Annotated in this window: 10 protein-coding genes; 7 read left to right on the top strand and 3 right to left on the bottom strand. The window is 63.4% G+C overall.

Going from position 1 to position 14213, the window contains the following annotated elements; genetic code table 11:
• Nucleotides 1-342: 342 nt before the first annotated feature.
• Genes C7G61_RS16805 through C7G61_RS16795 form a run of 3 tightly spaced genes read left to right on the top strand, consistent with a single transcriptional unit; the run spans nucleotide 343 to nucleotide 3611 of the window.
• The gene (locus C7G61_RS16805; RefSeq protein ID WP_145963633.1) at nucleotides 343-2211 is read left to right on the top strand and encodes a YadA family autotransporter adhesin; all 1869 of its coding nucleotides are present in this window, start codon (nucleotides 343-345) and stop codon (nucleotides 2209-2211) included.
• A 32-nt stretch (nucleotides 2212-2243) separates the two neighbouring features.
• Nucleotides 2244-2801 (top strand): hypothetical protein, encoded by a 558-nt coding sequence (locus C7G61_RS16800; protein WP_244608324.1) that lies wholly within the window; start codon nucleotides 2244-2246, stop codon nucleotides 2799-2801.
• A 30-nt stretch (nucleotides 2802-2831) separates the two neighbouring features.
• Nucleotides 2832-3611 (top strand): hypothetical protein, encoded by a 780-nt coding sequence (locus tag C7G61_RS16795; protein WP_108516103.1) that lies wholly within the window; start codon nucleotides 2832-2834, stop codon nucleotides 3609-3611.
• Between the two features lie 7 nt (nucleotides 3612-3618).
• Here C7G61_RS16795 and C7G61_RS16790 read toward each other — a convergent pair whose 3' ends face one another.
• A complete protein-coding gene (locus C7G61_RS16790) occupies nucleotides 3619-4245 on the bottom strand; it encodes an HAD family hydrolase (RefSeq protein WP_108516339.1) in 627 nt (208 codons plus the stop codon).
• Nucleotides 4246-4364: 119 nt separating this feature from the next.
• Between C7G61_RS16790 and C7G61_RS16785 the strand changes: the two genes are divergently transcribed.
• Both C7G61_RS16785 and C7G61_RS16780 read left to right on the top strand, forming a co-directional pair.
• Nucleotides 4365-4682: a hypothetical protein gene (locus tag C7G61_RS16785; RefSeq protein WP_190241848.1), complete on the top strand. Its 318-nt coding sequence runs from the start codon at nucleotides 4365-4367 to the stop codon at nucleotides 4680-4682.
• Nucleotides 4683-4755: 73 nt separating this feature from the next.
• On the top strand, nucleotides 4756-5919 hold the full coding sequence (locus tag C7G61_RS16780; RefSeq protein WP_108516100.1) for an NADH:flavin oxidoreductase/NADH oxidase: 1164 nt from the start codon (nucleotides 4756-4758) through the stop codon (nucleotides 5917-5919).
• 155 nt (nucleotides 5920-6074) lie between these two features.
• On the opposite strand, the gene C7G61_RS16775 is transcribed toward C7G61_RS16780, so the two are convergent.
• Complete coding sequence (locus C7G61_RS16775; protein WP_108516098.1) at nucleotides 6075-6560, bottom strand: GNAT family N-acetyltransferase; 486 nt, start codon at nucleotides 6558-6560, stop codon at nucleotides 6075-6077.
• Between the two features lie 273 nt (nucleotides 6561-6833).
• On the opposite strand from C7G61_RS16775, the gene C7G61_RS16770 reads away from it, so the two are divergent.
• Both C7G61_RS16770 and C7G61_RS46040 read left to right on the top strand, forming a co-directional pair.
• Complete coding sequence (locus C7G61_RS16770; protein WP_108516096.1) at nucleotides 6834-8168, top strand: S41 family peptidase; 1335 nt, start codon at nucleotides 6834-6836, stop codon at nucleotides 8166-8168.
• A 267-nt stretch (nucleotides 8169-8435) separates the two neighbouring features.
• Nucleotides 8436-9629 carry a hypothetical protein gene (locus C7G61_RS46040; RefSeq protein WP_244608323.1) on the top strand — a complete coding sequence of 398 codons (1194 nt, stop codon included), beginning with the start codon at nucleotides 8436-8438 and terminating at the stop codon, nucleotides 9627-9629.
• A 1765-nt stretch (nucleotides 9630-11394) separates the two neighbouring features.
• Here C7G61_RS46040 and C7G61_RS16750 read toward each other — a convergent pair.
• Complete coding sequence (locus C7G61_RS16750; protein WP_108516090.1) at nucleotides 11395-14127, bottom strand: bifunctional diguanylate cyclase/phosphodiesterase; 2733 nt, start codon at nucleotides 14125-14127, stop codon at nucleotides 11395-11397.
• Between the last annotated feature and the right edge of the window lie 86 nt (nucleotides 14128-14213).

Here is a 14213-nt window from a genome sequence, read left to right as displayed (position 1 = left end):
GTTTAGCTGTTCGGCTTGGTGACGAGATCGCGCCGCCTTCATACCGGAGAGCGCGAGCGGAGGCAAAAATGCCGCGCGTCAGGTTTGCGCCCGATACCGCAGTTTCGGAATTTGTGCGCTGTCTGAACTTTATCCGGACCTCGCCGCGATATGTTGCTGAACAGCAACATTATTCTGCAATCTCACCAGAGGTCAGGCAGGAATCGTTTCGATCCGCGCCAGCGATTTGTTCGCATCTGTGATTGGGGTAGGGTTCCCTGAGGTAGAGTGTGGGCGCCCAAAGTTTTGGCCAGCCACAGGCTGGCTCACACGAGCCGGTTTCGCGTGAATGCGGAGCGGACGATGACGGGGGCGATAGCGACGGCAACGGGTTCTGCGTCCCCGCACGCTTCCGGTGTAATTCTTCCATACGATCGCCGGGCGAGCCTGCTGGCGAGCAGCATGCTCTGCGGCGGGACCTTGCGCAGCCTCGCGGCGGCGGCCGGGATGATGACCGCCCTCGGCGTCTCGCCGGCGTTCGCGCAATGCTTTTCCGGTACCGGCGGCAACATTACCGGCGCGGGCTGTACCGTCACCGCGGCGACAGGTGCCTTTTCCACCGCAGTGGGGTCGGGAGCGAATGCGACGGGCGTCTTCGCAACGGCGTATGGCTCTGTGGCCACAGCGAACGGCGCCGATGCGACCGCGACGGGCGCGCTCAGCATCGCGAACGGCGCCGATGCGACCGCGACAGGCGCGGTCAGCTTCGCGAACGGTGCGCAGGCGACCGCCACGGGCACGCTCAGCATCGCGAACGGCGTCGATGCGACCGCGACAGGCACAAATAGCATCGCCAACGGGAGCAGCGCCACGGCAACCGGTTACTTCAGCCTTGCGAATGGCACCAACGCGACCGCTACAGGCACGCAAAGCAGCGCCAACGGCGCCCTCGCCACCGCGACCGGCACTGGCAGTGTTGCGAACGGTGTCACCGCGACCGCGACCGGCATGGGCAGCTTTGCCAACGGCGATCAAGCTTCCGCGACTGGCGTGAGCAGCTATGCCAACGGCTCTCAAACGACTGCGACCGGCTACGCCAGCACCGCCAACGGCGCTCAAGCCACCGCGACGGGGGTGTTGAGCACCGCCGGCGGTAACTTCGCGACGGCAACGGGCGCGGGCACTACCGCGACCGGCGATTTCGCCACCGCGACCGGCGGCTCCAGCACCGCGACCGGGGCCTTCGCCACCACGACGGGGGCCTTTAGCTCGGCAATTGGCGCGAACGCGACGGCGACCGGTACGAGTGCCTTCGCCAACGGCACCAACGCGACGGCGATCGGCCAAGTCAGCAAAGCGAATGGCGTCAGCGCGACCGCGACCGGCCGGGGCAGCATCGCCAACGGCACCACCGCCAGCGCCTTCGGCGAAGGCAGCAACGCCACCGGCGTGGCCACCACCGCGATCGGCCAGGCCAGCGTCGCCAGCGCCACCGGTGCCACGGCGGTGGGCGCCAGTGCGCGGGCGACCGCGACCGGCGCGGTCGCCGTCGGCAACACGGCCGCCGCCACCGGCGTTAATTCGATTGCGATCGGCAACGGCGCGATCGCCACCGGTTCGATCGCTGTCGGTGCCGGGGCGTTGGCTTCCAATGGCGGCGCCGCGTTCGGCGACGGCACGGTGGCGACCGGAACGAATTCGGCCGCCCTTGGCACCGGCGCCGCGGCGACGTTAGCCAATTCGACCGCGATCGGCAGCGGCGCAACTGCAACAGCGGCGAACCAGGTCGCAATCGGCATGGCGACGAGCACCTATAAAATGTCCGGCATCACCTCGGCGGCGAGCCTTGCCGCACAATCCGGTCCGACCGCGTTCGTCACCAGCGACGCCAACGGCAATCTGGCGACCACCACCTTCAACCCGCAAAGCCTCACCTCGCTGCAGTCGCAGGTAACCTCACTGCAATCTCAGGTCACCGACAACCGGCTCGAGGCGCGTACCGGCACCGCGCTGGCGCTCGCCGTCGGTGCCTCGCCGGCCCTGCAGGCCGGGCGCCGGTTTGGCATTTCGGCAAGCTACGGCAACTTCCAGGGCAGCAACGCCTTCGGCGTGGGAGCGACGGCGCTGCTGTATGACAACAAGAACTATGCGGTTGTCATCAACGCCGGTGCGGGCATTGGCATGGAGCGAAATGTGGTCGGCGTGCGCAGCGCGATCGGACTCCAGTGGTAGTTCGCTGGCGGGTTCTGATATTTGCGGCTGTGATGGCGGCAAGCACGTCCGGCGGGCATGCGCAGCAGGCGCCCGAGCAAGCGCCGAAACCCGCGCAGATCGATCGCAACGGCGTGATGATCCTGATCCGGTCGTCGCTGCTGGCGCTCGACCAGGCCAACAAGACCGGCAATTACACCGTGCTGCGCGACCTCGGCGCGCCCGGCTTCCAAACCAATACGGCGGCGCGGCTGGCCGAGATATTCGCCAAGCAGCGCAACGACAATCTCGATCTGTCTGGTGTCGCGGTGATCGATCCGCAGCTCAATCTGCTGCCGCAGATCGAAGCCAACGGGTTGATGCGCATGGCGGGCTTTTTTCCCTCGGTACCGAGCCAGGTCAATTTCGAACTGGCGTTCGCGCCGGTGAGCGGGCAATGGCGACTGTTCGGCATCTCGGTGTCGATCGGACCGAGCGGGCCGGCCGCGCCCGAACCGCCCGCGCCGCCGGTTGCGCAAAAACAGCCGCCTGCAAACGCAGCCAAGCCAGCGGCTGCAAAGTCCGCGCCCGCGATCAAGCTCGCGCCGGCCGACAACCAGCCGCCGAAATAGACCGACCCGCAAGCCAACAAACGACGGAAAATGTTACCCGACGAAGCCCTGAAATCGATGAAGGTGATGTTCGCGACGCCGTGCTACATCTCGGCCGTCAGCATGCACTACGTCACCAGCGTGTTCGACCTCACCCATCATTGCAACCGGTTCGGGCTGCAATGCGTCCTGCACATGCATTCGGAAAGCCTGATCACCCGCGCGCGCAACAACATGGTGCGCAAGTTCCTGTCCGACGAGACGCTGACCCATCTGTTCTGGATCGATTCCGACATCACCTTCACGCCGCAATCGGTCTGCCGCCTCTTGCTGATCGACCGCGACGTCACCGCCGGCGTCTATCCGATGAAGAACTTCAATTGGCCTGAACAGGGCCTGCCGGCAGGCACGACGCGCCAGCAATTCGAGGATCGCTATACCGAATATCCGTTCAACCCGATCGGCCACGGCGCCGAGCGGGTCAGCACCTATGCCGACGCCGACGGCTTCGTCGAGGTCGCGGAGGCGCCGACCGGCTTCATGTGCATCAAGCGAGATGTCTTCTTGCAGATGATGGAGAAATACCCCGGTTTGAACTACGTTCCAGACGGCCCGCCGAACCCGCAGGCCCATCTGCACTGGCTGTTCTTCGACTGCATGGTCGATCCGGATTCCGGCCGCTATTTGTCCGAGGATTATGCGTTCTGCCGCCGCTGGCGCGACATCGGCGGCAAGATTTGGGTCGATCTGCAATGCAAGCTGATGCACCTCGGGCAGCACCATTTTCGTGGCGACCTCGCCGAGAGCTTGCGTCTTCAGGGCCGGTGGTAGACGGCCGCTAGATCCCGAGCACTGCGAGCGCCCTTGCCACGTCATCCGTCGATGTCACGTGGATCGCACAAAGGCCGCGCGCCCGCGCACCCTCGATATTGGCGGCCGAGTCGTCGAAGAACAGGATCCGCGACGCCGGCACACCGATCGCTTTTACCACATGATCATAGGCTTCCGCGTCGGGTTTGCGCAAACCGATGCTCGATGACAGGAATATCTCGCGGAAATGGCTGAGCACGTCGGCATAGGCCTGCGAGAAATGCGCGACATGGGCCGGATTGGTGTTGGAAAAAGCATACAGCGGCAGGCGTTGTGCTGCGCCGGCCAGCAGCGGCGCAATTCCCGGCATCTCGCCGGTGAAGATCGAGTTCCAGCCTTCCAGGAACTGCGCGTCGGTGAGGCCGATGCCGAGCGACTGGCGCAGGCTCGCAAAGAACGCCGCGTCGTCGATCCGGCCGATCTCGTGGTGCTTGAAACTGTCGTTGACGACAAAGCGCCTGGCGAGGTCGGCGGGCTCGCAGCTCGCATGCCCTGCCCATTTCGCCATCACCTGATCGAAGCTGATGTCGAGCACGACACGGCCGAGGTCGAACAGCAAGACATCGACGGAGGAGGGCGCTGGCGGCAAATTCATGGCCATCGTTTACAAAACTGGTCAGGTATCGGCAACGGGCTGGACCGATTTCCGCCCGATCCGGCGCTTAAGCCCGCGCCGGAGCTGTGCTAAGCCTTGGCGCGAAAAAGGGAGTGCTGGTGGCAATGAAAATCCTGGGCAGAATTTTGGGCGCTACATGTGTGATCGCCGCGCTGACCGGGCCCGTCTGGGCTCAGAATCCTATTCCCAGATACGGTGAGACCGACAAGGAAATGTCGGCAACCGAAAAAGCGGCCGAAAGGGATGCCGAAAGGGCCTACAAGCGCTCGCTCGGCAATATCCCGGAGCAGAAGAGCACTGATCCCTGGGGAACCATGCGGAGCGACAGCGCGCCGCCGAAAGCGGCGGCCAAAGATACTGCCAAGGCGCCGCCGGCCAAGCCGAAGGCCAAATCCGCCGACGGCGCCGCAAAGTAGAAGACACTTCCCGGCGCCAGCACTTCCAGGTGCGACGCCGGGACAATGATGTCCGGCTGCGAGGAAACGACGGATGACGGAAACGCTGCTGTTTTCCCCGATGACGATCCGCGGCGTTACCCTGAAGAACCGCATCGTGGTGCCGCCGATGCATCAATATTCGGCCCAGAAGGGCTTTCCGACCGACTGGCACCTGATGAACGCCGGCAAATTCGCCGCCGGCGGCGCCGGCCTCGTGGTCGTGGAATCGACCAAGGTCGAGCGGCGCGGCTGCGGCACGGTCGGCGATCTCGGCATCTGGGACGACGGCTTTGTCGAACCGCTCGGCCGCCTCGTCAAATTCATCAGGCAGCAGAATTCGGTCGCCGGCATTCAGCTCGGCCATTCCGGCCGCAAGGCGCGTGCGACAAGGCCCTGGGAGGGCGATCGCCCGCTGCAGCGGACGCCTGAGATCGAGGATTGGGACGCCTGGCAGCCGGTGGCGCCGAGCGCCATCGCCCATAGCGAGAAATGGCCAATACCGAGGGCGCTGGAGACGCGCGAGGTGAAGGATCTGATTGAGGCCTGGGGACAGGCGGCGCGGCGCGCCCATGAGGCCGGCTTTGAGGTGCTCGAGCTGCACGGCGCGCACGGCTACCTCGTGCACGAATTTCTCTCCGAACGTTCCAACCAGCGCAGCGACGAATATGGCGGCTCCGAAGCCAATCGCATGCGTTTCATCACCGAAATCACCGAAGCGGTGCGCGCGCATTGGCCGGACCACAAGCCGCTGTTCGTCCGCCTCTCGGTCGAGGACAATGCCGGATGGGGGCCGGAGCAGAGCGCGCGGCTGGCAAAGATCCTCAAAGCCACAGGCGTCGACGTCATCGACTGCTCGTCCGGCGGCATCACCGAGATGGCGCCGATCCTGGGCAAGGAAATCAAATACAGCTATCAAGTGCCGCTGTCTGAATATGTGAAGCGCCATGCCGACATCATGACAATGGCGGTCGGCCTCATCATCCATGGCGACCAGGCCGAGCAGATCCTGCGCGAGCGCCAGGCCGATCTGATCGCGGTGGGGCGGGAAATCCTCAACAATCCCAATTGGCCGATGGACGCCGCGCTCAAGCTCGGCGTCGAGGGCCCATTCCGCAACGTTCCGCCGCAATTCGGCTACTGGCTGGGCACCCGCGCCAAGCGCGGTTTTGGAACCCGGCCCTCCACCTGGCAAAACGGGCTGCAGGAAGCAGATTAAGCGACCGAATCCGTAGCCCGCAGGGGCCACGGGGTCGCGCGAATGCGCGCCCGACGACGAGCGCAATTGCGCTCGCGCAGTGTGATGACAGGATTCGCGATATGCGGGTATTGGAGGAAGTGAGAGAATCCCGGATGTCGGTAGATTAAACTTGGCTACGCGCCGATCCGCTTCTCGAAGAACACACTGCTCGCAATGGATTGCGGTGCCATCATTGCGTAGGTGCCGAACGCCGGACACTCCCGGAACCCCATTCGCACATAGAGCCGCATCGCCGCGATCTGCCGGTCTCCCGTCTCCAGACGCAACATGGAGATCCCGGCACGACGGACCTCCGCTTCGATGCGGGCCAGGATAGCGTCTGCAACTCCCTGTCCCCGTGCGGTGTGCCGCACGTACATGCGCTTGACCTCCGCGAAATCGGGAAAGAGGGAGACGCCGCCGCAGCCCACCGCCGTTCCGTGTAATCTTGCGAGGAAGAATCGGACGTGCGGTTGAAAGATCGCATCGATCGTCAATCCATGCCGCTGCTCAGGCGAATACTCCGCAGAGAGCACGGCCTCCAACTCACCGACAAGTGAGCGCACCTCGTCGGTCGCGGTCAGCGCAGGTTCGATCTGCACTTCATCTTTGTCGCCCATGGTTGCCCCCTTCGAACCCTGCGGAACCCGGCTCGGCCCATCCTACATTCGACAGGAAACTCAGCAAATTGTCGTCCACTCCCATAAGAAAATGTTCCTTTTTTAAGGGTTTCAGATCATTTCGGAGCCGATAGGGCCTCGAAGGCCGTATCGCCCCGGGTGGGCGTGCCTTGATCCGACCAAAAAGCCATTGTGAGTTGGCGGTGCCGGGACAGGGGCGCTGATTCACGGGAATCGTGGGCGTCCGCACAAAAGAATAAGGGACGCCCTATAATGCGCAGGAATTTTGCCTTTCTTCTCGGCACGGTGACGGGCGCGTGTCTGACTCTCCTCGTGACGGGACCGCAGGGGGCTAGTCTGGTGGCGGCGGCAAAGGCCGCGGCCCGTTCCGATGCCTACACCCAGCTCAATTTGTTCGGCAACGTGTTCGAGCGGATCAAGACCAGCTACGTCGAGAAGCCCGACGATTCCAAGCTGATGGAAGGAGCCATCAACGGCATGATCTCCGCGCTCGATCCTCATTCGCGCTACATGAATGAGAAGGGCTGGAGCGACATGCAGGAGACCACCCACGGCGAGTTCGGCGGGCTCGGCATCGAGGTCACGATGGAAGACGGCCTCGTCAAGGTGGTGACGCCGATCGACGAGACTCCCGCGGCGAAGGCCGGCATCCTGTCGGGCGACGTGATCACCCAGATCGATGACGAGCAAATTCAGGGCATGACGCTGGAACAGGCGGTGAGCCGGATGAAGGGCCCCGCCAACAGCAAGATCCGGCTGAAGGTCGCGCGCAAGGGTTCCGCCGCGCCGATCGATATTGCCATCGTGCGCGAGATCATCCGGGTGCGGCCGGTCCGCTACAAGACCGACAGCGGCGATATCGGCTACATCAGGATCACCCGCTTCAACGAGCAGACCACCGACGGCCTGAAAAAGGCCATCGCCAGCATCGCCAAGGAGATCCCGGCCGACAAGCTCGCGGGCTACGTCATAGACCTCCGCAACAATCCCGGCGGATTGCTCGACCAGGCGGTGTCCGTGTCGAGCGCCTTCATGACAAGGGGCGAGGTGGTTTCGACGCGCGGCAGAACCTCGGAGGAAACCCAGCGCTTCACCGCGCGCGGCGGCGACATCACCAAGGGCAAGCCGCTGGTCGTGCTGATCAATGGCGGCTCGGCGTCCGCCTCCGAAATCGTGGCCGGCGCCTTGCGCGACCACAAGCGCGCCACCCTGATCGGGACGCGCACTTTCGGCAAGGGCTCGGTGCAGACCATCATCCCGCTCGGCGCCGGCAACGGCGCGCTGGCGCTGACCACCGCGCGCTACTTCACCCCCTCGGGCCGCTCGATCCAGGCCCAGGGCATCGCGCCCGACATCGAAGTGCTGCAGGAGGTGCCGGATGAGCTCAAGAACCGCTCTGAGCTAAAGGGCGAAGCCTCGATGCGCGGCCATCTTGCGGCCGACGGCGCCGAGCAGGCCGGCTCGCAAGCCTGGGTTCCGCCGAACGACAAGGACGACAAGGCGCTGAACGCCGCTTTCAACCTGCTGCGCGGCGTGACGGTGAACGCGAATGCGCCGACGGCGGCGAAGCGGGCGGTGCCGAACTGAGCCCTCGTGCCCGCCGCGAACGCGGCTTCCGCTAGCGAGCCTGCAGCCCGGATGGAGCGAAGCGAAATCCGGGGCGGTCGCGCAACCCGCCGAACTGGTCCCGGATTGCGCTGCGCCAGCGTGGCGATCCGGAAAACAAGACCGCTTTTTTGAAACTCCGTTTCCATCCGATCGTAGCTGGGGCGCCGTGATCTTTCACGAAGCCGGTTCCACTCCATGCGCTTTCGAACGGAGCAAGTTATGTCGAGAAAATGGACTTTGCCCGCCTTGATCCTGTTCCTCTGTTCCAGCGGAGCCCTGCAAGCAAATCCGCTCGATTCACCCGGCGTCGTCTATATCGATGGGCTGCCGTGCAACAGGGCGTGCCAGTCCTATATGGCCTGGTCTGATCAGGCATTGTCTGCGCGACACCGCGAGGAGCGCGAGACGAACGTCGTCGTGGTGCCGGTTGAACCGGAAATAGAACGATTAAAACCCGCGGCCCGCCCACGCGTGGCAAGGCATGCCGCGCCGGTGTCCCGCCTGGCGCCGCGCGCCGGCATCGCGGCGTCGAACGCCAAGCCCTTGAACACCAAGGCCTTGAACACCAAGACGGCGAATACCAGAAAGGCCGCCGCTCCCAATCCCGCATACCAATCAGCCAGGAAGAATGTTCCGGCGGCCACGGCGGCAGCGACTCCAGAAAAGACTGTAGAAAAGACCGTCGCAGGAAGCCAGGAGCCGGAGCGCAAATTGCAAAGCTCCGACAGATCAGAATCGGGTCAGACATCCGCCATCGCCGCGGCACAGCCCGCAGAGGCCCCCAAGTCCGAAGTCAAGTCCGAGATCAAGTCGGAAGTGAAGCCCGAGGTGAAGTCTGAAGTGATGTCTGAAGCGAAGTCCGAGGTCACCCTGCCGCCGCCAGCCACGCTCGAGATCGCCGCGGCGCCCGCCACGTCCGAGAGCGCCGCGTTGCCGGGCGCGGCTGCCGCTGCTCCTGCTGTGGCGGCCCGCACCATTCAGCAGCAGGTCGTGGAAGCGACGGGAATGGCCGATCTCGTCACCGCAATCGGCACGGGACGGGAAGCGGCCAACAAATCGGATAATGCTGCAACGGAACCCGGTGAAGTCAGCGTTGCCGGCAAGACGGCGTCCGCATCGCCAGACAACCCGGACAATCTGGTGGCGCTCGTCTTGGCGCGTCCGGAGATCAATTCGCTATCCGACCTGAACAACAAGAACATCGCGATCGAGGAGAAGCAATCCGCATCAAGCGGACGCGTCAGCGCCGCGCTCATGGCGGCCGGCGCCGCGGAAGTCCAGTTCAGCGAAGTAAAAGCCGGAGCGATCGAACGGCTGATCAAGGGCGAAGTCCCGGCCGCGGTCCTCACGCTGGCTTCGCGCGAGGCAGCAGAGTGGTTTCCCGACATCGCCGGTTTCAAGACGTTTCGGGTCCCGCTCTCGACGAAGGCGAAGCTGTAGCAGGCGCAGCAATTCGCTCTTGCGGGCTACTTGCTGTCACCACGATTTCGTTCGGTTTCGAGAAAGTGGTTGGCGACAATCAGTGCGTTGACCGCCTCACGAGCATCACTGCCTTGGCAGCCACAGCGCGCATAAGGGTTAGTTCTGAAGAGAAAAGCCCGCCGACCAGCGCGCCTGCGGGCAAGTTTAATGCGATTGTCCTCCTAACCTTCATCTTTCACTGACGTGTTGGGGTCTGCTTTTCTTGCGGCTTTCCGGGCAGACCAACGCGCGCGAAACCGCTTCAAGGCGCGCAGCGTCACAGGGGCGACCGCTTGAAGCGCCAGAGAAGCACCTCCGGCTACCAGCCCCTTGACAAGATCAAATGCTAATTCGGGCCAAAAGTACCACATGACCCCTGCGTCCTTCTTCACAGGGGCACCGCCGGGCAACAGTGGGCAGAAAAAAGAAATAGAAAAGCCCCGTCCGTCGCCGGCGGGGCCCAGAAAAATCCCTGTACGCGGTATTCAGCGCACGCGAAACCTTTGGTTCACCCGCTCAAGGTGGACTCAAGAATGAGTGAGGTGCACACCATAGTGGCCGTGCGATTGAAACCGCGCATGACGATTCTCCCAAAGCGAAAACGGACGGCCCGGAGTTGCGTGCTTAACGGCGCAACCGCTTTCGAGACCGCGTGGCGCGCTTCTGGCCAAGCCCACCGAGGGGCCACCACCAACTTAACACAACCAGACCGAACGGCTCTTGTCTGTGTGCCATTTCACAATTGGGATCATGAATGAGCTGCCGAAGTTTCGTTACGGCGACAGCGCATTTAACTTACGTTTCGATGCCAATGCGTGGTCTGGAATTGCGGAGGCAGTGCGCTTAATTCGCAGATGTTACAAAGGCGCGACACCGCAAATTGAGTGGGCTTGTTACCGCAATTTATCAAGTTATCGTGAGCCCCGCGGAAACGCACCCGTGGATATGGTTGGTAAAGTTGGTTAGCGCAGCGACGGCAAGGCAACGAATTGCATGTATGAGGTGTCAAATGCCTGCACCCTGCAAGTTCGAGCTAAGTATCCTAAGTCACGATGAGAAAGCGCTAATGCAGACCTCTCATCACCCCGAAGTTGGTGACGCGGATCGCGCGACACTTGAAAACCTGAGATCATCGCTCAGAAAACTCCGGGACAGGGAGCGCACGCTTGCCTTCCACCGGCGTCGGATCAGCAAAGGCACCGCCGAGCCGCGCGGCCAAAGCGTTTCGGGGACAGCCGAGCATTCTCTCCATCGCAAGCAGGTCTTCGTGGCTGCCCTGAAGCGGGTCAACAAGGAGCTCGCGCGTCTGAAAAAATTTGAGGCGAGGAAGGAACTGGGAGAAGCGGCTCGGCGAGCGCTTTCTCTTCGTAGGGCACAGCAGTTCTCCCGTCCGACAAATGAGCCGACTTCCCATGAAGGCATGAAGGCGATTCCGAGTCGCCGGCGAAGTATCAAACTTCCGCGGTCAACAATTGGGCGGGTGTCACAGGCGAACAAGAGAGCACAGGCCGCAAGAGATTCCCGCCGCTAACGGACCTTATCCATTTCGGCCGCACGGAAAATGAATTTCGTTGCAATCCGCCGCACTGGAGCGGACGATCCAGTATTCCAGAGACGCCAGTGATGGAATCGGTCGGCCGCAGCGTACTGGATACGCGCCTTGGCCGGTATGACGATCTGTTTTGCCGCGACGGTGTTGCTTCGCTCGCAATTGACGGCTCCAAGGAGCGCCGCTTGGAAAATCTTACGCCGTCCGCACGACCGGCTTGCGCCTGCGCGCCCGGGTCACCCGCGCTGCCTCGGGCCCCTGCCGATCCGCAAACAGCAGCGGCCTGATGTCGGCCGCCGGCTTCGGCGGGCTGAACAGGTAGCCCTGCATTTCCGAACAGCCGAGTTCGCGCAGCAATTCGCGTTGCGCCTCGGTCTCGACGCCTTCGGCCGTCGTCGTCATGTGGCGGTCGGCGGCGATGGTCACCACGGCCTGCACGATGCTGGACGAGCCTTCCGGCTCGGCGATGCCGGTGATGAAGCAGCGGTCGATCTTGATCTTGTCGAACGGAAAACGCTGCAGGTAGCTCAGCGAGGAATAGCCGGTGCCGAAATCGTCCAGCGCAATGCGGACCCCGATGGCGCGGAGGTCGTGCAGAACGGCAAGCGCCGCCTCGTCGTCGCGGATCAAGACTGCTTCGGTGATCTCGAGCTCCAGCCGGCTCGCGGCAAGGCCCGATTCGGCCAGCGCCGCCATCGCCTTCAGCGCCAGCGTGCCGCTCCTGAATTGCACCGGTGAGACGTTGACCGCGAGCCTGATATTGCCGGGCCAGCTCACGGCTTCCTTGCATGCGGTGGTCAGCACCCACTCGCCGAGCCGGTTGATCAGGCCGGTGTCCTCGGCAAGCGGGATGAACTCGGCGGGCGAAATCATGCCGCGCTGCGGATGGCGCCAACGCACCAGTGCCTCGCAGCCGGTGATCGCGTTGGTCTGCAGGTCGAGGCAGGGCTGGTAATAGACCTCGAAGCCGCCGTCGACGAGTGCCTGGCGCAGGTCTATTTCCAGGCTGCGGCGGGCGCGGACCTCGGCCTCCATGTCCGTTTCGAAGAAGCGATAGGTGCGGCGGCCGGCGGCCTTGGCCGCGTACATCGCCAGGTCCGCGTTCTTCAGGATCCGGTCGATATCGGAACCGTCGCGTGGCGCCAGCGCGATGCCGATACTGGCGTCGGTGGTCACCTGATGGCCGAGGCATTGATAGGGCGAGCGGATCGCCTCGAAGATGCGGCTGACGAGCTTCATCACGTCGTCGGTATCCTCGATCCCGGTCTGGACGATGGCGAACTCGTCGCCGCCGAGCCGGGCCACGAAGTCGGTCTTGCGCGCGCAGCCCGCGAGGCTCGACGCGACCGATTTCAAAAGCTCGTCGCCGATCATGTGGCCGAGCGAGTCGTTGACGCTCTTGAATTCGTCGATGTCGATATAAAGCACCGCCAGTTGCCGGTCCGGCGCGACGTGGGACAGTTCGCGCTTGAGCCGTTCGTGGAACAGCGTGCGGTTCGGCAGGTCGGTCAGCGCGTCGTAATGGGCGAGGTGGGTGATGCGCTCCTCGGCGCGGCGGCGCTCGGTGATGTCTTCATGGGTCGCCAGCCATCCGCCGTCCGCCACCGGCTCGTTGACGACCTGGATCGAGCGCCCGTCGGGCGTCGATATGATCATGGCGTTGCGGTGCGAGATGTCGCGCAGCACCACCTCGATATATTGATCGATGTCGCCGACGAACGAGCCGGTTTCCTTGCGGTGGGCGATCACCTCGCGGAAGCTGCAACCCGGTTTCACCACGTCGGCCGAGAGGCCGTACATCTCGAGATACCGCTTGTTGCAGATGATGAGGTGCTGCTTCGCATCGAACAGCAGCAGGCCTTGCGTCATGTTGTTGACGGCGGTGTCGAGGCGCTGCTTCTCCAGCGACAGCCGCTGCTTCGACGTGCGGTGCTGATGCGACAGCTTGCGGACCACGAGAAGCAGTAGTGCGGCGATCGCGAGCACCGAAAGTCCGGTGACCGTGATCAGGATTGCGATCTGCTCGCGCCAGTCGGCCAGTGCGGCCGAGGTCGCGGTTGAAGCGACGATCACGATCGGGAAATTCGTCAGCGTGCGCGACGAGATCAGCCGGTCCTCGCCGTCCACCGGGCTGGCGAGGCGCGAAGTGCTGTGGGCCAGCTCGAACACCTGCCGCTGAGCGGCCGGGCCGGTCTTGAAGTTCTTGCCGATCATGTCAGCCACGTGCGGATAACGGGCGAGCAGCGTGCCGTCGCTGTGGAACATGGCGATGGAGGCGTCGGGCCCGAGCGCGACGGTCGCGAAGAACTTCTCGAAGTTGACGGGTTCGATGCCCCGGCCGATGAGGCCGAGGAATTCGCCCTTCGGCCCGGTGACCTTGCGCGCGATCACCGTGGTCCAGGCGCCGGTGACGCGGCTGTAAACCGGCTCGACCAGCATCTCCGGCGATTGCGCGCTCGACTTGAAGGTCCTGAAGAAAGCACGGTCCGCCGAGTTGACCGGCGGCACCGGCCAGGCTGCCGATGCGTTGATCAAATTGCCTTCGGCGTCGAAGACGTTGACGCCGCCGACATAGGACAATGCATCGATCTTGGATTTCAGCATCAGATGGATGTCATGGCCGGACATCCGGCGCTTGTAGTTCTCGGGCGTCGCGATCCCGCTGGAACGCATGAACGCGATCAGGTCCTTCTGCACGACCTGGAAGTCTTCGAGCTGCTGGTCGAAATGGCCAGCCAGCAGCAGCACGGTGTTTTCCAGTTCGCGTTCGCTGCTGCGCAGCGCGCGCTCGCGGAAATTGCCGGCCATGACGGTCGCGCCGATCGCGATGGCGGCGATCAGGAGTGTGCCGCCCAGGATCAACCAGCGGATCGGGCCGCCGCGGAAGGCGGACGCAATTCTGAAGGATGTTGTACCGGTCGAAACCATTGAGCGTGATCGCTGCCGAGAAATGAACTTCCGGAAGCGGAGTTCTCCCACCCCCGGCCCATGACTTCGATATCGCGCCGATATGG

Origin of the sequence: Bradyrhizobium algeriense (assembly GCF_003062295.1) — a bacterium.
Taxonomy (GTDB): Bacteria; Pseudomonadota; Alphaproteobacteria; order Rhizobiales; family Xanthobacteraceae; genus Bradyrhizobium; species Bradyrhizobium algeriense.
The sequence above is the reverse complement of the archived record's forward strand: the minus strand, read 5'-3'. Positions and strand labels throughout refer to the sequence as shown.

What these genes read in the sequence shown, in the direction of transcription:
- C7G61_RS16805 (WP_145963633.1), top strand. Translation starts at nt 343, where the DNA reads ATGACGGGGGCGATAGCGACGGCAACGGGTTCTGCGTCCCCGCACGCT.
- C7G61_RS16800 (WP_244608324.1), top strand. Translation starts at nt 2,244, where the DNA reads ATGGCGGCAAGCACGTCCGGCGGGCATGCGCAGCAGGCGCCCGAGCAA.
- C7G61_RS16775 (WP_108516098.1), bottom strand. Translation starts at nt 6,560, where the DNA reads ATGGGCGACAAAGATGAAGTGCAGATCGAACCTGCGCTGACCGCGACC.
- C7G61_RS16770 (WP_108516096.1), top strand. Translation starts at nt 6,834, where the DNA reads ATGCGCAGGAATTTTGCCTTTCTTCTCGGCACGGTGACGGGCGCGTGT.
- C7G61_RS16795 (WP_108516103.1), top strand. Translation starts at nt 2,832, where the DNA reads ATGTTACCCGACGAAGCCCTGAAATCGATGAAGGTGATGTTCGCGACG.
- C7G61_RS16750 (WP_108516090.1), bottom strand. Translation starts at nt 14,127, where the DNA reads ATGGTTTCGACCGGTACAACATCCTTCAGAATTGCGTCCGCCTTCCGC.
- C7G61_RS16780 (WP_108516100.1), top strand. Translation starts at nt 4,756, where the DNA reads ATGACGGAAACGCTGCTGTTTTCCCCGATGACGATCCGCGGCGTTACC.
- C7G61_RS16790 (WP_108516339.1), bottom strand. Translation starts at nt 4,245, where the DNA reads ATGAATTTGCCGCCAGCGCCCTCCTCCGTCGATGTCTTGCTGTTCGAC.